This is a genomic window from Xanthomonas sp. CFBP 8152, assembly GCF_014199025.1.
GTDB lineage: Bacteria > Pseudomonadota > Gammaproteobacteria > Xanthomonadales > Xanthomonadaceae > Xanthomonas > Xanthomonas arboricola_B.
Window position 1 is genome coordinate 329,751 of record NZ_JACHNO010000004.1, and the last position, 23,491, is coordinate 353,241.

Annotated in this window: 16 protein-coding genes; 11 read left to right on the forward strand and 5 right to left on the reverse strand. The window is 64.6% G+C overall.

Annotated features, from left to right (window positions below; translation table 11 throughout):
- Positions 1 to 180: 180 nt before the first annotated feature.
- The 5 genes from rpmH (at position 181) to mnmE (ending at position 6,845) form a co-directional block, all read left to right on the forward strand.
- Complete coding sequence (gene rpmH, locus FHT09_RS16695; protein ID WP_002805908.1) at positions 181 to 321, forward strand: 50S ribosomal protein L34; 141 nt, start codon at positions 181 to 183, stop codon at positions 319 to 321.
- Between the two features lie 38 nt (positions 322 to 359).
- Positions 360 to 806, forward strand: coding sequence for a ribonuclease P protein component (rnpA, locus tag FHT09_RS16700; protein ID WP_104606853.1), 447 nt, complete (start codon positions 360 to 362; stop codon positions 804 to 806).
- A 15-nt stretch (positions 807 to 821) separates the two neighbouring features.
- Positions 822 to 2,543, forward strand: coding sequence for a membrane protein insertase YidC (gene yidC, locus FHT09_RS16705; RefSeq protein WP_104536595.1), 1,722 nt, complete (start codon positions 822 to 824; stop codon positions 2,541 to 2,543).
- Positions 2,544 to 2,636: 93 nt separating this feature from the next.
- Entirely contained in the window at positions 2,637 to 5,339 is a 2,703-nt protein-coding gene (locus FHT09_RS16710) for a polysaccharide deacetylase family protein (RefSeq protein ID WP_104606854.1), read from the forward strand.
- 165 nt (positions 5,340 to 5,504) lie between these two features.
- Positions 5,505 to 6,845 (forward strand): tRNA uridine-5-carboxymethylaminomethyl(34) synthesis GTPase MnmE, encoded by a 1,341-nt coding sequence (mnmE, locus tag FHT09_RS16715; protein WP_104606877.1) that lies wholly within the window; start codon positions 5,505 to 5,507, stop codon positions 6,843 to 6,845.
- A gap of 108 nt (positions 6,846 to 6,953) precedes the next feature.
- Here mnmE and FHT09_RS16720 read toward each other — a convergent pair whose 3' ends face one another.
- Together FHT09_RS16720 and FHT09_RS16725 are read right to left on the reverse strand one after the other, a co-directional pair.
- Positions 6,954 to 9,998: a TonB-dependent receptor gene (locus tag FHT09_RS16720; RefSeq protein ID WP_104536593.1), complete on the reverse strand. Its 3,045-nt coding sequence runs from the start codon at positions 9,996 to 9,998 to the stop codon at positions 6,954 to 6,956.
- Positions 9,999 to 10,683: 685 nt separating this feature from the next.
- The gene (locus FHT09_RS16725; protein WP_104536592.1) at positions 10,684 to 11,544 is read right to left on the reverse strand and encodes a phosphatase PAP2 family protein; all 861 of its coding nucleotides are present in this window, start codon (positions 11,542 to 11,544) and stop codon (positions 10,684 to 10,686) included.
- A gap of 194 nt (positions 11,545 to 11,738) precedes the next feature.
- Between FHT09_RS16725 and FHT09_RS16730 the strand changes: the two genes are divergently transcribed.
- Together FHT09_RS16730 and FHT09_RS16735 are read left to right on the forward strand one after the other, a co-directional pair.
- Positions 11,739 to 14,039: a TonB-dependent receptor gene (locus tag FHT09_RS16730; protein WP_104606855.1), complete on the forward strand. Its 2,301-nt coding sequence runs from the start codon at positions 11,739 to 11,741 to the stop codon at positions 14,037 to 14,039.
- 247 nt (positions 14,040 to 14,286) lie between these two features.
- Positions 14,287 to 15,381, forward strand: a complete 1,095-nt coding sequence (locus tag FHT09_RS16735) for a glycerophosphodiester phosphodiesterase (RefSeq protein ID WP_104606878.1) — start codon at positions 14,287 to 14,289, stop codon at positions 15,379 to 15,381.
- A gap of 67 nt (positions 15,382 to 15,448) precedes the next feature.
- On the opposite strand, the gene FHT09_RS16740 is transcribed toward FHT09_RS16735, so the two are convergent.
- The gene (locus FHT09_RS16740; protein WP_104606856.1) at positions 15,449 to 16,237 is read right to left on the reverse strand and encodes a rhomboid family intramembrane serine protease; all 789 of its coding nucleotides are present in this window, start codon (positions 16,235 to 16,237) and stop codon (positions 15,449 to 15,451) included.
- Between the two features lie 355 nt (positions 16,238 to 16,592).
- Complete coding sequence (locus FHT09_RS16745; RefSeq protein ID WP_104535370.1) at positions 16,593 to 17,549, reverse strand: TerC family protein; 957 nt, start codon at positions 17,547 to 17,549, stop codon at positions 16,593 to 16,595.
- Positions 17,550 to 17,809: 260 nt separating this feature from the next.
- On the opposite strand from FHT09_RS16745, the gene FHT09_RS16750 reads away from it, so the two are divergent.
- Both FHT09_RS16750 and FHT09_RS16755 read left to right on the forward strand, forming a co-directional pair.
- A complete protein-coding gene (locus FHT09_RS16750; protein WP_104606857.1) occupies positions 17,810 to 18,976 on the forward strand; it encodes a class I SAM-dependent rRNA methyltransferase in 1,167 nt (388 codons plus the stop codon).
- 31 nt (positions 18,977 to 19,007) lie between these two features.
- Positions 19,008 to 19,325 carry a hypothetical protein gene (locus FHT09_RS16755; RefSeq protein WP_104606858.1) on the forward strand — a complete coding sequence of 106 codons (318 nt, stop codon included), beginning with the start codon at positions 19,008 to 19,010 and terminating at the stop codon, positions 19,323 to 19,325.
- 214 nt (positions 19,326 to 19,539) lie between these two features.
- Here the strand turns inward: FHT09_RS16755 and FHT09_RS16760 are convergent, their stop codons facing one another.
- Entirely contained in the window at positions 19,540 to 21,423 is a 1,884-nt protein-coding gene (locus tag FHT09_RS16760) for an Svx/AvrXca family virulence/avirulence protein (protein ID WP_104606859.1), read from the reverse strand.
- 284 nt (positions 21,424 to 21,707) lie between these two features.
- On the opposite strand from FHT09_RS16760, the gene FHT09_RS16765 reads away from it, so the two are divergent.
- Both FHT09_RS16765 and FHT09_RS16770 read left to right on the forward strand, forming a co-directional pair.
- Positions 21,708 to 21,992, forward strand: coding sequence for a hypothetical protein (locus FHT09_RS16765; protein WP_258077250.1), 285 nt, complete (start codon positions 21,708 to 21,710; stop codon positions 21,990 to 21,992).
- A gap of 107 nt (positions 21,993 to 22,099) precedes the next feature.
- Complete coding sequence (locus FHT09_RS16770) at positions 22,100 to 23,353, forward strand: dipeptidase (RefSeq protein WP_104606860.1); 1,254 nt, start codon at positions 22,100 to 22,102, stop codon at positions 23,351 to 23,353.
- Positions 23,354 to 23,491 lie beyond the last annotated feature (138 nt).

A 23,491-nucleotide genomic window follows, 5' to 3' on the forward strand; every position in this document is an offset into this window, starting at 1 on the left:
AGTGAAAAGAGGATGCGCCAGACTAGCACCCAGGGCAGGGTTTTCCCAGACTTATTCACAGGTCCATCCACAGGGCTTGACCGCCATCACCTCCGCTAACGTGTCCGGGGAGTTGACCCGGCCGCTGCAGGCCCTATAGAATTGCCGGTTCTATTCGTCTCCATTCATGCAGAGGGCCCCATGGCCACCAAGCGTACTTTCCAACCCAGCAACCTCAAGCGAGCACGCGACCATGGCTTCCGCGCACGTATGGCAACCGCCGACGGCCGCAAGATCCTGGCTCGCCGCCGCGCCAAGGGCCGCAAGCGCCTGAGCGCTTGATTGCCGCGCCGCTCCCTGCGGCCGAGGCAGTCCCTAACGTGAACGCATCGAACCCGTGCAGGCGATTTCCTCGCTCTGCGCGGGTTCGTACGCGTGCGCAATATACGGTCGTTTTCGATACTGCACGTCGTACCTCGGACCCGTTGCTCAGCCTGCACTGGCGGACCGGCGATACGCCGCCGCGCCTGGGCATGGCGGTGTCGCGCAAGGTTGATACCCGTGCGGTGGGACGTAACCGGATCAAACGCGTACTACGCGATGCCATGCGGCATCTGCTGCCCGAGCTTGCCGGCGGCGATTACGTGATTGTGGCGCGCTCCGCAGCCGCAAAAGCGACCAATCCACAGATTCGCGACGCCTTCCTGCGCGTGCTGCGCCGTGCCGGCGCATTGCCCCTGCCTCCTGCGCCCGGCACAATGCCGCCCGCCAGGACGATGCACCCATCCTCCCTTCCCCCGACAGAGCCGGAACCCAGTTCCGACTGAGCGAGTTGCTGCCCGATGAACCAGACCCGTGTTTTCCTGATTTTTGCCTGGCTGATGGTCGCGGCGCTGCTGTGGATGGAGTGGGGCAAGGACAAGGCGGCCGCCAATGCGCCGGTGGTTGCGGCAACGCAGTCGGTGCCGGCTGCGCGCGATCTGGACGCAGCGGCACCGGTGGCCAATGTGCCAGCGGCCCAGGCCATCCCGCAGGCGGGCGTGCCGGGCGCTGTCCTGGCGACCAGCACGACTGCCGCGACGCCGGCCGCTGCCGGTGCTGCGCCGGTGATCACCCTGACCTCCGACGTGCTGCGCCTGAAGCTGGACGGCCGCAGCGTGCTCGACGCCGAGCTGCTGCAGTTTCCGCAGACCAAGGACGGCACCGCGCCGGTCAGCCTGCTGACCGAAGATGCCGCGCATCCTTATAACGCCACCAGCGGCTGGGCCAGCGAGCATTCGCCGGTACCCGGCGTGGGCGGCTTCCGCGCCGAACAGCCGGGCACCGCGTTCGAACTGGCCAAGGGCCAGAACACCCTGGCGGTGCCGTTCGTATGGAATGGCCCCAATGGCGTGTCGATCCGCCGCACCTTCACCCTGGAGCGCGGTCGCTACGCGATCTCGATCAAGGACGAGGTGATCAACAAGAGTGGCGCGCCGTGGAACGGCTACGTGTTCCGCAAGCTGAGCCGGGTGCCGACCATCCTCAGTCGCGGCATGACCAACCCGGATTCCTTCAGCTTCAACGGGGCGACCTGGTACAGCCCGCAGGAAGGTTACGAGCGTCGCGCGTTCAAGGACTACATGGACGACGGTGGCCTCAATCGCCAGATCACCGGCGGCTGGGTGGCGCTGCTGCAGCACCACTTCTTCACCGCGTGGATTCCGCAGAAGGACCAGGCCTCGCTGTACGTGCTGAACCAGGACGGCCCGCGTGACGTGGCCGAGCTGCGTGGCCCGGCCTTCACCGTGGCGCCGGGCCAGACCGCGACCACCGAGGCACGTCTGTGGGTGGGCCCGAAGCTGGTCAGCCTGATCGCCAAGGAAGACGTCAAGGGATTGGACCGTGTGGTCGATTACAGCCGCTTCTCGCTCATGGCCATCATCGGCCAGGGCCTGTTCTGGGTGCTGAGCCATCTGCACAGCTTCCTGCACAACTGGGGCTGGGCCATCATCGGCCTGGTGGTGTTGCTGCGCCTGGCGCTGTATCCGTTGTCGGCCGCGCAGTACAAGTCCGGTGCCAAGATGCGCCGCTTCCAGCCGCGCCTGGCGCAGCTAAAGGAGCGCTACGGCGACGATCGCGTCAAGTACCAGCAGGCGACGATGGAGCTGTTCAAGAAGGAAAAGATCAACCCGATGGGCGGCTGCCTGCCGCTGCTTATCCAGATGCCGATCTTCTTCGCACTGTACTGGGTGCTGGTGGAATCGGTGGAACTGCGTCAGGCGCCGTGGCTGGGCTGGATCCAGGACCTGACCGCGCGCGATCCGTATTTCATCCTGCCGGTGCTCAACATCGCCATCATGTGGGCCACGCAAAAGCTGACCCCGACTCCGGGCATGGACCCGATGCAGGCCAAGATGATGCAATTCATGCCGCTGGTGTTCGGCGTCATGATGGCCTTCATGCCGGCCGGCCTGGTGCTGTACTGGGTGGTCAACGGCGGGCTGGGCCTGCTGATCCAGTGGTGGATGATTCGCCAGCACGGCGAGAAGCCGAGCAAGATCATCCAGGCCAACGCCAAGTAAGCGCAGTTGCACAGAGCCCGCCGCAAGGCGGGCTCTGTGCATGTACCTGCACATGCTGTCTGCCCTGTTGTCTTCATCGCCAAGGACGCCGTCGTGATGTCATCGCCGCTTTATCGCCTGTTGCTGTGCGCCAGTTGCGCCGGAGTGCTGGCGATGGCCGGCTGCGGCAAGCAGAACGCGGGACATGCAGCGCCTGCGGCCAGGGCACCCGCGCAGGCCGCTGCTGGCGCACAAGCCGAAACCGACAACGACGACGCACGCGCACTGATCGCGCAGCTGCGTGAGCAACTGGATCGGCATCGCCGCATCATCGTGTTGCTGGCCGATGCGGATGCTCAGACGCCACGCGATCGCGCCACGTCCAGCAGCGTGGGGCAGCAGCTGTTCCATGAAAACCTTCAACAGCGCGAACGCATCGCTGCGCGATTCGAGACGGTGCTGACGTCGAATGCAGCGCGGCGCTTCGCGACGATCGCCACGGTGCTGGACGAGATCGAATCGGCACCGGATCTCTACGATGCCGACCGCCTGGCGTTCGCCGAAGTGCTGCGCGACCTGCACGCACGCATTGGCCGCGATTCGGCATTACCGGCAGTGAAGCTGCATCAGCGCATCGGCGAGGATCTGGAAGCGCTGGACGAGATCGAGCGCAGCTACAACAAGGAACTGACGCAGATTTTCAGCCGCTTCGATCGCAGCCGCGCGATCGTGCCCAAGCGCGAGAAGTGGGACGACTACGTGGCGCATCTGCGCAGCCTGTACACGCGCGAAAAGATCCTGCGCGATCATGGCGTGGTGGAGCCGTACCCGTTTTCCGCGCGCGATAGCGACAGCGAGATCTTCGGCCGCGACCTGCCGCCCAAGACCGTGGTGCTGACTTTCGACGATGGCCCGCACAAGGCCTATACCGAAGAGATCGTGGCCATCCTCAAACGCTACGACGTGCCGGGCGTGTTCTTCGAAGTGGGGCGCAATCTGGGCAGCCTGGACGCGCAGGGCAAGCCGAACCTGGCAGCGTTATCCAAGATCAGCCACACGCTGATGGAAGAAGGCTATGCGGTTGGCAACCACAGCCTCACCCATGCGCAGTTGTCCAAAACCACCGGCGATGCATTGCGCAGCCAGGTGCTGGATACCGATACGTTGTTGCGTGCGGTGGACGACAAACGTGCGCCATTGTTCCGGTTTCCGTATGGGGCGCGCAATGCCGAAGGCTTGCAGCTGCTGGGCGAGGCGGGCCTGAAGTCGATCATGTGGAACATCGATTCGATGGACTGGGCCGACCCGGTGCCCGAGTCGATCGTGCAGCGCGTGCTCGACCAGGTGAACAAGGAGCAGCGCGGCATCGTGTTGTTCCATGACATCCACGACCGTGCAGTGAAGGCGCTGCCGCAGATCCTGGATCGCCTGATCGCCGACGGCTACCAGTTCGCCGGCTGGAACGGCCGCGAGTTTTCGGTGGCGCACGCGCCCAGCGCGGCGGCCGAGGCGACCGTGACCACCGGCTACGCCAACTCCTGGGCGATCGTGATCGGGATCGACGACTACGCGCACTGGCCCAAGCTCGAATATGCCGCCAACGACGCGCAGGCCATCGCCAGCACCTTGACCGGCCCGTTGGGATTTCCGTCCTCGCAGGTGGTGGTGCTTAAGAACGGGCAGGCCACGCGCAACAATATTCTTGCGGCGTTTCACGATCGTCTCGGCGAGGGACGCGCGCAGGCCAACGATCGCGTATTCGTGTTCTTCGCCGGGCATGGCGCCACGCGCCGGCTGGCATCCGGGCGCGACCTGGGCTACATCATTCCGGTCGACTCGGATCCGCAACAGCTGGCCAGCGATGCGATCGCAATGAGCGACCTGCAGAACATCGCCGAAAGCCTGCAGGCCAAGCATGTATTGTTCGTGATGGATGCCTGCTACAGCGGACTGGGCCTGACGCGCGGCGGGCCGACGTCCGGCGCCTACCTGCGCGAGAACGCACGACGCATCGCGCGCCAGATGCTCACTGCCGGCGGTGCCGATCAGCAAGTGGCCGACAGCGGCCCGAACGGGCATTCGGTGTTTACCTGGGTGCTGCTGCAGGCGCTGGCGGGCAAGGGCGACCTCAATGGCGACGGCCTGATCACCGGCACCGAACTGGCGGCCTATGTCGCACCGGCGGTGTCGGCAGTGTCGCCGCAGACCCCGGCATTCGGCAGCCTGCCCGGCTCGCAGGGCGGCGAGTTCGTGTTCCAGGTACCGAGCGGCGAGGAGTTCCTGACCGCCGGCACCGCGCAGCTGTCTGCCGATGCGATCGCACTCAACGGACGCGTGGATGCGGCGCGTCCTGTCGCTCCGGCCAGCGGTGCTGCAACAGCTGCGGCGCCGGTGACGGTGAAGACATTGCAAGGTGGCGAAGCCAAGCTGGTCTTGCCGACGGCGGTGAAGAGCAGCGACCGCCAACGCGCGCAGCTGGCCAACGAACGCGGCCTGCAGTTGTACAAGGAAAAACGCTACGCCGAAGCGGCCGAGCAGTTTGCCGAGGCCTTGAAGCTGCGCCCGGACTTCGCCTTGGCCGCCAACAACCTGGGCTTTGTGTATTACCGCCAGGAACGCTTTGCCGAATCGGCGCGCTGGCTGGAAAATACCTTGAAAATCGATCCATCGCGTGCGGTGGCCTATCTCAATCTCGGCGATGCCTACGCAAAAGCCGGTGATCGCGACAAGGCGCGCAAGGCCTATTCCACCTACCTGGAATTGCAACCGCAAGGCAGCGGCGCCGCGCAGGCGCGTGCGCAGTTGCAATCGCTGTGATTCACGGCGGCTGACACATCGTTGCGAACAGTCGCCAGGAGCACGCGTGCCGCGATGGAGGCGTTGATACACCAGGGACCCGGGCATCGGCACGATGCCGCTGCCGGTCGCGCAGTCGCTGCATCGCCGCGCTTGTCTTCTTCAATCCACCTCAGAGCAATGCCGATGTCGTCTTCCACTTCTACCATCGTTGCCATCGCCAGTGCTGCAGGAGCCGGTGGGGTGGGCATCGTACGCCTGTCCGGGCCGCAGGCGGCGCAGATTGCCGCCGGGCTGGGCGTTGCGCAGTTGCAGCCTCGGCAGGCGCGGTACGCACGCTTTCGCGATGGGCAGGGCGAGGTGATCGACGATGGCATCGCGCTGTGGTTCCAGTCACCGCGCAGCTTTACCGGCGAAGACGTGGTGGAGCTGCAGGGACACGGCAGCCCGGTGCTGTTGCGGCAGCTGGTGGCGCGTTGCATTGCACTGGGTGCGCGGCAGGCGCGCGCGGGCGAGTTCAGCGAGCGTGCCTTTCTCAACGGCAAACTCGATCTGGCGCAGGCCGAAGCCATCGCCGATCTGATCGCCGCCGGCGACCTGCGTGCGGCACGTGCCGCGCGCAGATCCTTGGACGGTGTGTTTTCGCAACGTGTCGATGCGCTTAGCGACAGCCTCACCCGGCTGCGTATCCACGTGGAAGCGGCGATCGACTTTGCCGACGAGCCGCTCGATACCCTGGGCGGGGCGCAGGTGCGCGACGGGCTACAGCAGGCGCGCGCACTGCTGACGCAACTGCTGCGCGATGCCGAGCGCGGGCGCAAGCTGCGCGACGGCCTGCACGCGGTGCTGATCGGCCCGCCCAACGCGGGCAAGAGTTCGTTGCTCAATGCATTGGCCCGCAGCGAGCGCGCCATCGTCACCGATGTCGCCGGCACCACCCGCGATACCTTGCAGGAAGCCATCCAGCTCGATGGTTTCGAACTCATGTTGGTCGACACCGCCGGCCTGCGCGAGGGCGGCGATGCGATCGAGCGCGAAGGCATGCGTCGCGCGCGTGCCGAACTGCAGCGCGCCGATCTGGCGCTGGTGGTGCTGGATGCGCGCAACCCGCAAGCCGCGCGCGAGGCGATCGGCGATGCCATCGATACGGTGCCGCGTCAACTGTGGATCCACAACAAATGCGACCTGCTGGCCGAACCCGCAGCGCTCGATCGCGATGCGATCGCGATCTCGGCAGTGACCGGGCAGGGACTGGAGCAGTTGCACGCCAGGCTGCGCGAACTCGCACTGGGCGACGGAGCGGACAGCGTGGAAGGCGAATTCTCCGCACGCACGCGGCATGTCGAGGCATTGCGTCGCGCCGAACAGCATGCGGACGCAGCGGATCTGGAGCTGGGTTTCGAACAACTCGAACTGGCCGCCGAAGAATTGCGCCTGGCACAGGAAGCACTCGGCGAGATCACCGGCAAGCTGAGCGCCGACGAATTGCTGGGCAAGATCTTTTCGAGCTTTTGTATCGGCAAGTGACGCTGCGCGGCACCACGTGCAGAGATGAATCCGGTACTGCCTAGGCCAAAAAAATCCGGCCTCTTTCGAGGCCGGATTTGGTAATGCAGTCATTTAACCAGCGAACAATCAGAAATCGTAGCGTGCGGTCAAACGGAACGAGCGCGGAGTCTGATAATTGACGTCGTTCAAATAGTTCGGGCTGATCACGTCGCGAGACGCCTCACTGAACTCGTTGTACTCGGTAACCCTGTCGTTGTTGAAGAGGTTGAAGACATCGAGCTTGATACGCAGCTTGTTGTCGGCCCAGTTGGGGATGTAAGCCGCTGCCAGATCGAACGTCCAGGTCCAAGGTGTTCGCCCTTCGTCACCACGCTGACGCAGCACGCGCGTGCCCTCGGCATTCAAGCAGTAGAAGCTCGAGCCGCTGTACCCGCTCAGTGTCCCCTGGTCGGGCTGAGGAATGTCGTCCAATGGGATATAGCCTTGGCAGTTGACCGGGCGCCCGGACTGCAGAACCAGGTTGCCGCCGAATTGCCATTCCGGTGTCAGGTTGTAGGCACCGAACAGCTTGAGGGTGTGCTGGCGATCGTTTGGTGTCGGCCCATAGGTGCCGTCGGTGAACAGACGGTGGTCGAAGTCCTGTGTCAGGCCCGGATCTTCTTGTTCCAGGGTGGAATTGACGTAGCCCTCCACATTGCCGCGCGTTCTGGCAAACGTGTAGGAACCCTGGAAGTTGAACTTCTCGCCGGTGCGCTCCCAGAAGAACTCCAATGCAGTGTGGAGGCGGCGGTATTCGGGCAGGCCAAGATAAGAAGCTGGCAACGTCGCGAGTTCAAGTTCGCCATCGCCGTTCAAGTCGACATTGATGGTGACATCACTACCCGGATTCAGGAAGTAGCAGCTCGGGACCGAGCTCGGATCGAAGTCGGTAAAGCCATTATCTGCTGCCCAATCGATCCACGGATTGGTCGTGCAGGTATCGTCCATGCCGGACTTCACTTCGCGACGGATCATTCGCACACCCGCCATCCAGTTTTCTGTTAGTTGCAGCTGCCCGCCCAGAATCACTTCGTCCTGATACATGGGCGAAAGATTGGTGGATGCAACTGAAGCCGGGTTTGGCGCAACCAGCGAGCCGTTGGTCTGGGTCGCACCGATCTGCGCGCCCTGGCCGACCGGCGTGCCGTCTGCTTCACTCCAGCCGTTGACGAAGTACCAGTTGGAGACCGTGGATTCCGCACCCGTTGCACGGATGCTTGAGTTCGTGGCGACCGGAATGTAGTACCGACCGGCGGTTCCGAACAGCTTCAGGCTGGCATCGCCCAGCACGTCCCACGAGAAACCAAGCCGTGGTGCCAGTTTGTAATCCGATTCTACCCAGGCAATACCGTCGCCATTCTTGTTTTCGAACTTCTCTCCGCGCAGACCGAGCACCGCGAGGAAGTTTTCTGTCACTTGCCAATTATCTTCGACATAGAACGCGCTATTGATATTTTCGTAACTGGAACTGCTGGTCTGATAAACGCGCGAACGGGCGTAGAGGGCCCCACGTGGGACCAATTGACCGTTGACTGTCCGGCCTGGCTGCCCGGCAAATGCACCAGTTGCCACCGAACTGCCGGGGACCGTGTAGTACGCCCAGTTGATGCCGCCAGCATAGGTCTGACCGCGGTGGCTGGATTCGTATTTTTCCTGATCGGCACCGAAGCGTATGCGATGGTCGCCCAACACCCATTCACCGTCGACACGGAATGCCTTACGGATGTCTTCGTCCGGTTCGGCATTCAAATCGGCGATGGTCGAGATGGTTCCCGGGTTGCAGCCGATGTAGCGGTCCACCACGCTGGTGGTCAGTCCGAAGCTATACGCCCATGGGCATTCCCCGCCGGCTGGGTTGGCTGGCAGGCGCGAGTTGATGAGGTTGCTCAAATAGCCGTATTGCGCTGACAGGGTGAAGTTGTCGGTGAAATAGCCAGTGTATTTAAGGATGCCGACCTTGCCGCCATTTTCCATCTCATACCGTTCGATTGGCGCTTCGTGCCGGCCGACGTTGTAACGGTTTTCGCCGTTGGCATCGAGATTGTACTCATAGGTGCTGTACTTGGTCTTGGCCTGGTTATAGATGCCGGTGAACTCGACCAGATTGCTGTCGTTGATGTACCAGTCTAGCTTGACCAATCCTTGCGGTGTGCTGTCGCGAGTCCGTTGGCTCGTCAATGCTCCGAACGTGTCGTCGGTTTCGCTACGGCCTTCGGCCAAGGCGAAGAAGAACAGCCTGTCTTTGATAAGCGGGCCACTGGCATACGCCGAATAAATGGTACTGTCGAATTGATTGTCGCTGCGGTACTGGTACAACGGGTCTGCCGCATCTGGATCGCGCTCACGCACGTTCTTCCCGGAAGCCCGTCCCCAATCCGGCTCCCATTCGACGCTACCGCCATAATGCCAGTCGTTGGAACCGGACTTGGTCACGATGCTGATAATGCCACCCAGCGAGCGCCCATACTCAGCACCATAACCGCCGGTTTTGACCTGCAGCTGGCCAATGCCCTGGAAGGGCACGTTGGCGAAGGACAGGAACGTGCGCATGTTGGTCACGTCGAAGCCGTTGATGTAATAGCCGTTCTCGGCCACCGACGAACCGCCGAACGAGGCGAGATTTCCTGCGCCCAGACCGCTGTCGCCTCTGACTGCGCCAGGCGCTAACAAGGCGACCGAGGAGACATCGCTGGCCACGGGCAGCGAGATCATCTGTTCGGCCGTGAATACCGTGGTGGATTCAACCGAGGACACGTCGATCGGGTTGAACGCACGTTGGCCTAACACTTCGACCCTGTCCAGGGTCGTCGCGTCATTGTTCAGAAGCACTTGCGAGCCGCTACCGACCTTGACCTCGACCTCGCGGGTTACGCCATCCGAGGTGATGACGTACTTGCCCGGAGGCAGCTGGCTGAAGGTGAATCGGCCATCGGCAGCGGCGGTGGCCGAGCGGCTTACACCCGTCTGGGGGCTTTGGATGGCAATGGTGCTGCCTGGCTGCCCGCTACCAAAAATGGAGCCAACCGCGCTCTGTGCTTGCACACCGCCGGCAACGCACATGCTTAGTGCAATGCTCAAGGCACTGCGTGCGATGTTCTTCGACAAAGACCTACGAACCCCTGGACGTGTCATTCCTCTCTCTCCTGATGAAGTACCGCCACAACGACTGCAAACCGTAGAACCCAACTGCATTGCCGCAGTTGAGGGGGGAGCCCCTTCGAAGGACGCCGACCAGCCCAGCTCGTCACCTTCCTGAAGGGTGTCTGAAGATTAACCCAAGATTTACGGCTGTGTCATTTCTCGGGAACTTTTTAGTGAAACAGGGCTTACGGACCAGGACTTGCTGATCCGTTTCGTGTAGCGGCTGCTGGCCCGGTTGAATACGGGTGTCGTCCGCGTCCCGAGTCTGTATAGACAACAGGTACTCGCTCTCCCAATAGTCATGAGCTGACCGATCAGCGAGGCGCAGCTAAGTTGCGAAGGGTCTTAACAGTGCGGGCGGCAGTGAGACGGCGATTGCCGTGAACGTGCCAGCGCTACGCCGGATCCCGGTCGGCAGCGATGTGCTGCATTGATCCTGCGGAACTCGTGCAAGCGGTCGGCGGCGTGCGCGCAGAATGAGCGAGGCCAAGTGGTCTCGATCAGCGCGTGGTTGATTTGGCTGTTGCGCCTGCGGCCAGTCTGTGTCGGTGGAACGACATGCATCCGGGATCAGACAAAAATCCGGTGAAGCTGGACAACAGAGCGCGGATGCACGTCCGACACTCTCTGTACTGCGCGAGGTCAGCAACAGCCCGGAGGCGGAGCCGTCCTGCTGCTACATCACACCCGGCAACACCGTCTGCAATGCCGCGTTCTCGGCATCGCATGCTGGCGATGCAGCGGTAGTGGCAGGTTGCTTTGCACGTGCCTTGTCGATCTCGCGGCGTGCAGCGGCTAGATCCTTCTGGAACTCGGGGTTGTCGTGCAGGGCGGCGACGGTGGCGGCGCCCATGATGCGGCCCTGCAGGACATCGCTCTGCCAGTGCACGTTGCAGACCAGGCGGCTGTCGCCGAAGGCGCGGCCGCGGGCGAGCAGGGCGTCGCGTTGTGCGGGGGCCAGCTCGGCCAGAATCAGTGCCCAGCTCCAGCCGATGGCGGTGTGGCCGGAGGGGTAGGAGCCGTTCTTGCGCAGCGCCGCGTCGTCGTCGGGCGTGCACATCGGCTGATCGTTGCGCATGAACGGGCGTGGCCGCTGGTAACGGGCCTTGGCTGCGCTGGTGCTGGTGCTGGCGTCGCGCATGCTGCGTTCGAGCAGGCGCAGCAGGTGCGGGGTGTGCGCCTGGTCGATCTGGATGCCGAGCGCGCAACTGAAGTGATTGGCGGCCGCCGGGAAAGTCAGTGCAGCGTCTTGCCTGGCCAGGTCCCAGCGCGGTGTATTGCGCAGAGCGAGCATGGAGGTGGCGATGGCTTGATCGTTGGCGAGCGCGGCGCTGCCGTCCTGCGGCGGCGGCGGTACCAGGCGCAGGCTGTCGGGCACCTGTGCTTTTTCCAGGTAGCCGTGTGCATCGGTGGCGATCACCGAGCCTGCCGGGGCCACCTTGTCGCGCGCGCCTGCACTGCCGCATCCCACTGCCAACATCGCGATGGCGACGCTGGTCAGCGTCCGGGAACAAGCGCGCGCAATGCGATCGGACATGGAGCAACCCTCGGACAACACGGATGGATGAGGGCGCAGATTACGACGCGCAGATGACATCTGCATGCCAGCGAAACGCAGCTGCGGCGCGCAATGCGCAGCTGCTGTCGCAGCACTGTCATGCCCCGGTCGCATCGACGCAAGACAGCTGTCGCACGCTTGCCGTCATCTTTTGACTCGTTCCCCTGCCGCTCATGCCCAAGACCCATCTGTTAAGTGCCGCCGTCCTTACCGCGCTCGTGCTGTCGCCGGCCGCCCATGCCGCCGATCCCGAGCTGACTGCCGACACCGGTACGACCGTGCAGCAACTCGATGCGGTCTCTGTCATCGGCCAGGGCGAAACGCGTCAGGTGCAGCGCATCACCCAGCAGGACATTCCGGTGTTGCCGCCGGGCACCAGCATCCAGAAGCTGCTCAACCGCATGCCGGGCGTCAACGTGCAATCCAACGATGCCTTCGGTGCCAACGAGGAGTCGCAGACGATCAGCCTGCGCGGCTTCAACGGTACGCGCCTGGGCTATACGCTCGACGGCCTGCCGCTGGGCGACAACGCCTACGGCAACTACAACGGGCTCAATATCAGCCGCGCCCTGATCGCGGAAAACTTCGGCGGCGTGGAGCTGGCCTCGGGCATCGGCGCACTGGGAACCGCGTCCACCAGCAACCTGGGCGGCACCATCCAGTATTACTCGGCCGACCCGTCCAGCGTGTTCGGCGGGCAGCTGTCGCAGACGGTGGGCTCCGATGCCAATCGCCGCACCTTCCTGCGCGTGGACACCGGCGACTACAACGGTTTTTCGGCGTCTCTGTCCGGTATCAATGCCGAAGCCGACATGTGGGCGCGCCCGGGCTCGCCGACCACCACGCGGCAGTTCAATGCCAAGGGCGTGTACCAGTTCGACGGCGGCAAGCTGACCGCATTCGCCGACACTTCGCGGACCTCGCAGGCCGATTATTCGTATCTGTCCAAGAGCGGCATGGCGCGTGGCCTGGGCTGGGACTGGAACCTGTACGCACCGGACTGGAACCGTGCGTTGGCCGCGGCGTACTGCGCACCGGCCACGCGCAATGCGGCGCGCTGCGGTTTCAGCGGCGGCGTGGACAATGTCGACGATGCCTATTACCAGAGCCGCGCGTTGCGCGACGACGATCTGTTCTATGTGGCCGGCGACTTCCAGCCCAACGATGCGATCAACCTGCACACCCAGGTCTATCACCACGAAAACAAGGGTCAGGGCCATTGGTGGTCGCCGGGGCAAGCGTCCAATCCGGGCACGCCGCAGGCACTGCCGATCTCCATCCGCAGCACCAATTACTGGATCAACCGCACCGGCGGCATCGCTTCGCTCGGATGGAACCTGGGCCCGCATCACCTCGAAGCCGGGCTGTGGTACGAGCGCAATCACCACGATGTGGAGCGCAATTTCTACTGGATCGACGGGCCGGTCAACGACGATAAGTTCCTGCAGGATCCCGATCGCCGGCTGTTCTCGCAGAACTACATCATCACCACGCGGCAGTTCTACGTGCAGGGCAACCTCAAGTTCCTCGACGAGCGCCTGAGCGTGGATCTGGGCATCAAGAGCCCGAGCACCGAAATGACCGCGCGTGAAACGCCGGGGCTGGCGGTGGAAGCGCCGGTGGCGACCGGCTCGATCAAGGCCAGCGAGTCGGTGCTGCCGCAGGTCGGTCTGGGCTATCGTCTGGCCGAAGGGCAGGAAGTGTTCGCCTCGTACGCGGAAAACATCGCTGCATTCCAGGGCGGCGGCGCCGGTGGTCCGTTGCTGGTGACCCAGGCCTCGTTCGATGCCAGCGTCGGCGCGCTGGAGCCGGAGAAGTCGCGCACCGTGGAGGCCGGTTACCGCTTCGTGCGCGACCATTTCGAAGCCTCGCTGGTCGGCTACGACGTGACCTTCGACAACCGCCTGCTCTCGCTCAATCCCTGCGCCAGCATCCAGCAGGGCACCACGCCGGCGTGCACCACGCGCTTCTTCAACGTGGGCTCGGTGAGCAGCCGCGGCGGCGAACTGACCGTGATCTGGAAGCCGACCAGCTACCTGCAGTGGTACAACTCGGCCTCGATCAACCGCTCGACCTACGACGACAACTACGTGCAGAACGGCGCGATCATTCCGACCGCCGGCAGGACCACCGTCGATACGCCCAAGCGCATGTTCGCCAGCGAAATCGCCTTCACCTACGCCAACTGGAACATCAACCTGCGCGGCAAGTACACCGGCCAGCGCTACTACACCTACACCAACGACCAGGGCTTCGGCGGCTACACCTCGTTCGATGCGGGCGCCGGGTACGACTTCGGCCAGGCCGGCGTGCTGCAGGGGCTCAAGCTCTCGCTCAACGTGACCAACCTCACCGACAAGCGCTATGCGTCCAACCTTACCGCCTTCGCCAACAGCGATCCGAATGGACGTCAGCTGGCGTTCCATGCCAGCGCGCCGCGGCAGGTGTTCTTGACCTTGGATGCCAAGTTCTGAGTTAGGGATTGGGGAGTCGGGATTGGGGATTGGTAACAGCGGGTTTTGTGGCTGCTTAGTGATTTTCGGTGGTGTTCGACGTGGATGGTTTTAGAGTGGCTGGCAAGACCTGGCGAGTGATTGTCGGGCGGGTGCGACGATACGGAGGTGCGGGATGCAAGGCCGTGCATCCCGCCCTGCTCATCGGCCGCGCTCGCCTGGCGATGACGCGGTGGTGTTGATGGCTGCTTTTTGGTTGGAGAACGGCATGATGCAGTTCCACCGTGCGTTGGTGTTGGGAGCGATGATGGTCGGCATGAGCGGACCGGTGTTGGCACAGGCGCCGTTGGCGAAGACGGTGCAGATCTATGCGCACCGTGGCGCCAGCGCATTGCGCCCGGAGCACACCTTGGCCTCGTATGCCAAGGCGATCGTCGATGGCGCCGATTTCGTCGAGCCGGATCTGGTGTCCACCAAGGATGGCGTGCTGGTGGCGCGCCACGAAAACGAGATCGGCGGCACCACCGATGTGGCCAGCCACCCGGAGTTCGCCGCGCGCAAGACCCGCAAGACCATCGATGGCCAGGCGATGGAAGGCTGGTTCACCGAAGATTTCAGCCTGGCCGAATTGAAGACCTTGCGTGCGCGCGAGCGTCTGCCGCAATTGCGCGGCACGCGTTGGGACGGGCAGTTTCAGATCGTCACCTTCGACGAGATCATCGAGTTTGTCGCCGCCGAATCGGCAGCGACCGGGCGCACGATCGGGCTGATTCCGGAGATCAAGCACCCGAGTTACTTCAGTGGGCTGAATCTGGCGATGGAAGACAAGGTGCTGGCAAGCCTGCGTGCGCATGCCTACACGCAGACCGCGCCGGTGGTGATCCAGTCGTTCGAGACCGGCAACCTGCGTGAGCTGCGCGGCAAGATCGGGCGCAGCAGCAACATTCGCTTGCTGCAGTTGCTCGGCGGCGCGCAGATGGCGCTGCCCGATGCGGGCGTGGGCAACGCGCCGCGTACCTACGGTCAAATGATCACGCCCGAGGGGCTGAAACAGGTTGCCGGCTATGCCGATGCGATCGGCCCGGACATCCGCAGCATCATTCCGCTGGATGCGCAGCAACGCCTGGGCACGCCGACCCGCCTGGTGCACGACGCGCATGCGGCAGGATTGCAGGTGCAGCCGTATACCTTCCGCCCGGAAAATTATTTCCTGTCCGCCAACAACCGCAGCAGTGCTGCGGTGACCGAGCGTAACGAGGCCGGTGCATTGGCCGAGTTGAAGGCCTATCTGGATGCCGGTATCGATGCGTTCTTTGCCGACGATCCGGGCCTGGCGCGGCGTGCGTTGAGCGAGCGCAAGTAGCGCCGATGCCGGGCTGCCAAGCGCTCTGTAACGACGCTGGCAATGGCGCGCTCCTACGAATAGGGCGCTACGCCCCCGGTGGCCGCTCGCGCGGCGGGAAGTGCAGCACCACGTTGTGCGAGCCGTCTTCCGGGCGTTGCCACAGCACCGGCACCTGGCGTGGCGGCGGCGGTTCCAGCACGTCGCGTTCGGCGTTGCTGTTCTCCCAGGCGGCGTCTTCGTCCTCGTCTTCCCAGCTGTAGCGCGGCCTGGCCTGTTGCGGGTCGCGCAGGCGCAGCAGCAGCGCGGCGATCAGGCCGGCCACCGCACCGCCCAGATGCGATTGCCATGACACGCCGGCCTCGTGCGGCAGGATGGTCAGCACCATGCCGCCGTAGAACAGGAAGGCGATCATGCTGGTGGCAATCGCCGGGCGGTCGCGGCGCAGCAGGCCCAGCACGAACACCAGGAACATCAGCCCGTGGGTGACGCCGCTGGCGCCCAGATGCCGGCTGCCGGGCTCGCCCAGCAACCACGCGCCCAGCCCCGCGCCCAGCCACAGCAACGGCAGCGCCAGGGCGGTGGCACGCGGATACACGCTGCCGGCCAGCGTGCCCAGGATCAACAAGGCGGCGGCGTTGGCGCCCAGATGCGCGAGCGAGCCGTGCAGCAGCGGTGCGGTGAGGATGCCGAGCAGGCCGTCGGCCTGTAGCGGCGCCACTGCCCAGGCGCGCCAGTCGAACATGCCCTGGGCGGTGAACACCGCCACCAGCAGCAGCACTGCGGCCAGGCTGAAGTTGAAGGCACGCAAGACCCGGGAACGATCCAGGCGATCTTGCGAGGTGGCGTCGGCGGCGGCAACAGGATGCGGTGTCATGCCTTCACGGATGGCGTCGCGCGGGTTTTTTTACAAGCCCGCCGAACGCGGGATAAGCAGGCCCGGCGACGGGATAATCCAGTTCCGCCACCGGTGATTGGCGCAGCGGCTCGCGTGGCATCACGCAGGTGGCTGAGGCGCGACACCGATTGGCTGCAGGGCCCTTGCCCGCCCACTATCGCGGGACACGCCGCAAACACGTCCCTGTAGGCGCTTACGCAGCATCCATGCCGCGTAAGGTCCCGCGACGGTGGGCGCAAGGACCCCTCGCGTTGGTCGGTGCGCATGGATGCGAGCAGCGCACGCGGCGCTGCTGTTCCCAAATCCCGATTCCCGATTCCCGATTCCCAGCCCCTCAGTGCCGAGCCGGCTTGGGCGGCCGCAGCAGGCTCAGCACGATGGTGAAGACCAGGATCACGATCACCGCCGCCAGCGAGACCAGCACCGGAATCTTGTACAGATCGATGATCATCATCTTGGTGCCGATGAACACCAGGATCACCGCCAGGCCGTACGGCAGCAGGTGGAAGCGGTCGGCCATGCCGGCCAGCAGGAAGAACATCGCGCGCAGGCCCAGCACCGCGAACACGTTGGAGGTCAGCACGATGAACGGGTCGGTGGTGATCGCGAAGATCGCCGGAATGCTGTCCACCGCGAAGATCACATCGATCACCGCAATCAGGATCAGCACCACGAACAACGGGGTGAACCAGCGCTTGCCGTCCTTGATCACGCTTAGCGCATGGCCGTCGTACTGCGGGCTCAGGCGCAGATGCCCACGCATCCAGCGCAGCACCGGGTTGGCTTCCAGATCCGGCTCCTTGCCGGCGGAAAACCACATCTTGATGCCGGTCAGCAGCAGGAACGCACCGAATACGTACAGCAGCCAATGGAACTTGGTCAGCAGCACCGAGCCGGCGAAGATCATGATCGCGCGCAGCACGATCGCGCCCAGCACGCCGATGATCAGCACGCGCTGGCGCTGCTCCTCGGGTACGCCGAAGTAGGTCATCACCATCAGGAACACGAAGATGTTGTCGACCGCCAGCGATTTCTCGACCAGGTAGCCGGTCAGGAACTCCAGCCCGATGCGATCGGCCGCCGCATCGCCCATGCTGCCTTGCAGGTACCACCACAGGCCCGCGTTGAAGGCCAGCGCCAGCAGCACCCAGCCGATGCTCCACCAGGTGGCTTCCTTGAAGGTGACCTTGTGGGCACCGCCATGGCGCATCAGCACCAGATCGACCAACAGCGCCACGATCACCACGATCGCGAAGCCGCCCCATAACCAGACATTGCCAATGGTTTGCATACAAGAATCCCGAAAGTGAAACGACCTGGACAGCCGGTAGGCTGAGGCCTTGTGACACGGAAATCGTGGATTCCGGGTGACGGACCTTCGCCTGCGCGGCGAAGGTCTCGCTCACAACCGGCCGGGCCGGTTGCCGTTGCACCGGAGCCTGGCTGGCAGGACTCGTCATGACGGCGACAACGCTGGGAGCTACTCCCCTTCTGTGCCCGATTCTGCGTGCCCGGGGCAGGCACGTCAATCCAGCCGGATACAATGGGCGGATGAATATTCCAGTCCCCGTCGTCCGACTCAAGAATGCGTGGCGCTCCAGCCACCCGTGGATCTTCCAGAAGCTGGTGGAAAAGCCCGCCGCCAAGCCCAAACCCGGCACCATCGTCGATGTGGTCGGCGTGGACGGGGAGTGGGTCGGCCGCGGCTTCTACAACGGCCACTCGCGCATCGCCGTGCGCATCCTGGAGACCGACCAGGCGGTGCCGGTGGATGCGGGCTGGTTCTCGCGCAAGATCGCCGCGGCAGTGAGTCTGCGCCGCGACTGGCTCAAGCTCGACGCGGTGTCCGATGCCTGGCGCGTGGTGCACAGCGAAGGCGACGGCCTGTCCGGCCTGGTGGTGGACCGCTATGGCGACCTGGTGGTGGTGGAGTTCTTCGCCGCCGGCATGTTCCGCCACCGCGAATGGATCTACGAGGCGCTGCGCGAGCAGTTCCCGGGCTGCCGCTTCCACAGCTTTGCCGACGAGCACGTGCAAAAGCAGGAAAGCTTCGACTTCCACGGCAACACCACCACCGACGCGTCGGTGATCACCGAGTACGGCATCAAGTTCCGCGCCGACCCGGCCGGTGCGCACAAGACCGGCTTCTTCGCCGACCAGCGCGAGAACCGCCAGTGGCTGAGCGAACAGGTCCAAGGCAAGAGCGTGCTGGACCTGTGCTGCAACACCGGCGGCTTTGCGGTGTATGCGGCCGCGCGCGGTGCGTCCGAGGTGCTGGGCGTGGACATCGACGAGGACGTGATCGCCATCGCCAAGGGCAACGCCAAGCTCAACAACGTGCGGCCGAAGTTCGTGCAGGCCGACATCTTCCCCTGGCTGCGCGATGCGTCCAATCGCGGCGAGCAGTTCGATGTGGTGATCCTGGACCCGGCCAAGATGACCCGCGACCGCGAGCAGGTGATTCCGGCGCTGAAGAAGTACCTGGACATGAACAAGCTGGCGCTGGGCGTGGTCAAGCCCGGTGGCCTGTTCGCCACCTTCTCGTGCACCGGGCTGGTGGCCGAGCAGGAATTTCTGGACATGCTGCGGCGCGCCTCGTATTTCTCCGGGCGCACCATCCAGATCCTGAAGGTGGCCGGTGCCGGTCCGGACCATCCGTTCATGGCGCACGTGCAGGAATCGCGCTATCTGAAGGCTGTTTTCTGCCGCGTGGTCTAGCGCGGCGATCACCCCGTGGAGCGGCCAGTCGATGACACCGGACGATGAGGAACGCAAGGCGCTGACCCGGTTGCTGGGCGAGATCGAGCGGCCCCATGCCAGTCTGCTGGCCAGCAACTGGCCGGTGTTCGGCGTGTGGCTGCTGTTCGCCGGCGCCTTCATGTATCTGTTCCAGACCGGCAGCGGCTCGCCGTTGCATCCGTTGCTGCTGGCGCTGGGCTCGACCTGCCTGGGCGTGCTCGGGGCCTGGATCGTCTTGCGCTCGGTGTGGGCGCGGCAGTGGCTGCATGTGCGCGAGCACGTCGATGTCGAGAGCGTGCGCGCGCGCCTGGCCGAACTGGGCGACTGAGTGCCGTGCACGCCGGGCGGCATGCGCGCCCGGCGTGGCAGTGATGGACGTCGCAGGCATCACTGCCTGCGGCGGCGGTATGTGCGCGTTGTTTGCCAACCGTTGGAGTGCCCACGCGGTGGCGTGCACGCCGCTTTGAAGTGGTGCCCCACGCTGCCATTCCCTGGCCTGTGCGTGGTCCGTCAGGGAGTGCTGCCCGCTGCCCTGCGACCAATCACCAGCCCGCCGGTCGCGCGGTGATCTCCGGCACGGCCTGGCGCAGGTCGGCGCCGAACTCGGGATTGCGCATGGTCTGGCCATCGGCGTAGCCGTAGAACACGCCTTGCGTGGGTGTGCTGCCTTCGCGCAATTCGCTATCGCCACGCACCTGGGTGGTGCCGGACACGTTGACCGCACCGAAGGCGCCTGGCCCCATGAAGACGGTACTTGCCTGCGCGTTGGCGCCGATCGTTGCGCCTGGATGCCAGACGGTCAGGCCACCGAGTACCGCATTGCCCTGCACGGTGCCGCCCATCACCGTGGCATGGCCGTCGATGCGTGCGTTGCCGAGCACGTTGCCGGCCAGCACGCGTGCACGCGGCCCGACGTAGGCGGTGGACGCAACGTTGGCGGTGCTGTCGACCCAGCCGCCGCCGTTGGCGTGGCGACGGCCCACCGGCGTGGGCGTGGATGCACTGGGCTGGCTGCCTGCCGGTGCGGCGTTGGTCAGGGTCACGCTCCACGGGTAGCGGTAGATCGCGTAATAGGATTGGTCCCACTTGATCTGCTGCATGGTGCCGGGCGCGCCCATCACCATCAGGTACACCGCGCTGTCGCCCCTGTTGCGGGTGACGTTGACGCTGGCCCTGGCGCCGCGTTGCAGGGCGCTGTAGCGCGCACGGCCGGTGCTGTCGATGGTGACCACGCCCCAGCGCCAATCCGAATCCGGCAGCGGGATGCTGGCGGGATCGTTAACCAGGCCAGGCAGGGATGTGGTGGCCGGCGCGGTCTGCACCTGTCCTTCGAAGGCGACCGTGAAGCTGGTCGCGCCGCTGGCGGGAATCAGCTGCACCAGGTTGTAGCCCCAGCGTTGCGGTGCCCACTCGAACGGCACGCGGTAACGATTGGCCTGGCCGGCGACCGGATCGAGCACGGTCAGGCGCAATGCGCGATCGCGGTTGTCCCAGTCCTGCGTACGTTGCGGATCGAACGCCAGGTTGCTGCCGTAACGCGCGCGGTACAGCGCGCCCTGGTCGCTGCCATCGGGATTGGTGTAGTCCCAGTTGACGTTGCGCAGCGCCCAGTCGCCGAACACATCGTTCAGTTGCGACTGGGTCCAGCCCATATTGGTTCTGAGGATGATGAACGGATCGGCGCTGCGCTGTGCCGGATCGCCCGGCTTGGGCGCCTTGGCCCACAGGTCGTTGATGGTGGCGTAGCCGTAGCGGTTCTTCAGGTATTCCAGGAACTGCCAGTTGCAGTAGCGGTCGCGGGTGGAGCCCAGATACAGGTGCGGGTAGTTCACCAGCATGCTGGAGCAATGCACCTGGCTGGAATGGAATTCCGGCAACTGGTGAGTCATCCAGTTGGCGTGCGACTCCCAGATCCAGCCGGTGAACTCCGAATCGCGCAGGCCCAGCGTCTGGCCCTGCAAGGCATGGGTGAGTTCGTGCGCCAGGCCCCAGTGGTCGCGCAGGCCGCCCGGCGCCATCCACATGCCCATGTTGCCGCTGCCGGTGACGCCGCCGCTCAGCCCGAAGCCGGGATCCAGATGAATGCTGGCCTTGTACTTGGTGGTGCTGCCGCAGGCCGGCTCGGGGAATTGCAGGCGGTTGATGAAGGTGTCCCAGACCAGTTCCAGATGCTCGCCGGCGGCGCGCACGTCGGCGGCGGGCACGCCATCGCCATTCCAGCGGAAAGCAAAGTGCGCGGTCTCGTAGCGTACTGCCGGCATGCCGGCCTCGTTGGTCCGGGCCACCCAGGTGCCGGTGGTGCAGCCGGCGGCGCTGGCGGTGGGTGCGGTGCACAGCCCGGCGGCGATCAGGCTGGCGGTCAGCAGGCCTGTCGTCAGACGGGGAGTGGAACGCGGTCGGGGCAGGGCACGCGATGCGGTGGACATGGGAGGTTCTCGCAAAGAATGGGATGCGCACACGCAGCCGCACACACGCAGGGCTGCGCAGTGGCGAAAGAGACCTGGGGAATGTCCGCCGACGTTGGTGGCCGCGCAAGTATGCGTAGCCACGCACTGTGCGCAATTGCTTTGCAGATGTAATTTGCAGAACTGCAACGTGCGCATCGCTCGCGCTGTGGCGCGGGTTGGAGTTGCGCTGCCCTGTCAGGCGATGTGCACAGCGCACCTGTGATGCACTGTGCGAACCCACTTTCCGGTCCGGCGATGGGGCAATGCGCCGGATGATCGCGACCGGCCTGCGCTGCCGCGGCGCTGGCTGCGCAAGCACGCCCCCGGCAACGTCGTGGATCACGCGCGAGCAGGTCGAACAGCACCAGATCGCGGTGAGCAAGACCGGCGCCGACACCTACCAGATCCTCAAGATGAAGGACGACGACGTGATCGTCGGCGAGTTCTGGACGTTTTCCGCAGACGGCAAGACGCTGATCCGCAATGGCGTGGGCAAGTCGCCGGAAGGCAAATCCAAGGCGTATCACGAGTTCTTCGAACGCAAGTGAGCGCTGGCGCGTGGTCAGTGGATCACGCACGCGACATCCCCGGATCGTGCAGCGGCTGAGGCAAGCGCGGCTATGATCGATGCATCCCCCATCTTCTGCGAGCTGCCATGACCCTGCATCGCCTGTGCACCGCCATCTTGCTCAGTCTGGCCGTGGCCGCACCCGGCCACGCGCTGGAGTTTTCCAAGGCCGAGCTGGCGCGCGCCACGGCGCTGCAACAGCGGCTGATCACGCTGGACTCGCATCTGGACACGCCGGCCAATCTGGAGCGCCCCGACTTCGACGTGTTGCAGGCGCATGCCGGCAACCGGCTGTCGCAGGTGGATTACCCGCGCATGGTCGAAGGCGCGCTGGATGGCGGCTTCTGGGCGGTCTATACCGGGCAGGGCAATCGCAGTGTGGCCGCGCACCTGGACGATCGGGATGCCGGCCTGCAGCGGCTGTTGAAGATCCACACGCTGCTGGCCGCGCAACCGCAGCGCTTCGCCTTCGCCAGCACGCCCGCCGATGCCGCGCGCATCAAGGCCGATGGCAAGCGCGTGGTGTACATCAGCATGGAAAACGCCAGCCCGCTGGTGGCCGACCCCACCCTGCTGCGCTTCTATTACGCGCAAGGCCTGCGCCTGATGAGCACCGTGCATTTTCTCAACAACGAGTTCGCCGATTCGGCCACCGACCCCAAGGGCCCGGAGTGGAAGGGCCTGAGCCCAGCCGGCCGGCAACTGGTGCAGCAGGCGCAGGCGCTGGGCATCGTGATCGATCAATCGCATGCCTCCGATGCGGTGTTCGACCAGCTGATCGCATTGTCGCCGGTGCCGATCGTGCTCTCGCACAGCGGCGCGCGTGCGGTCTTCGACCATCCGCGCAATATCGACGACGCGCGGCTGAAGGTGCTGGCCCGGCACGGCGGGGTGATCCAGGTGAATTCCTACGGTGGCTATCTGGTCGACAGCGGCGCCAGCCCCGAGCGCAAGGCCGCCGAGAAGGCGCTGACCGAGCAATACGGCGGCTGGGAGCACATCAAGATCGCCGACGGCACGGCCCTGAGCGCCGCGCTCAAGGACCTGGATACGCGCTACCCGATCAAGCGTGCCACCGAGGAGGATTTCTTCGCCCATCTGGAGCATGTGCTCAAGGTGGTCGGGCCCGAGCACGTCGGCATCGGCATGGACTGGGACGGCGGCGGTGGCGTGGTCGGCCTGGAAGATGTCTCCGACCTGCCGCGCATCACCGCCTGGCTGCTGCGCAAGGGTTACACCGAACAGCAGATCGCCGGCATCTGGGGCGGCAATCTGCTGCGGGTGATGGGGCAGGCGCAGGCGTATGCGGTGGGGAGTGGGGAATCGGGAGTAGGGAGGTAGTGCTGGGATTGGGCAGTCGGGATTCGGATTCGCAAAGCCGAGGCGGTTTGTCGTGCGGGGCTGGTCCTGCATAGCGCCTGGCGGTGGGGCGCTGGCTTGGTTGTTGGTGCAGGGCTGGGGTAGAAGCGCGTTGCTGCT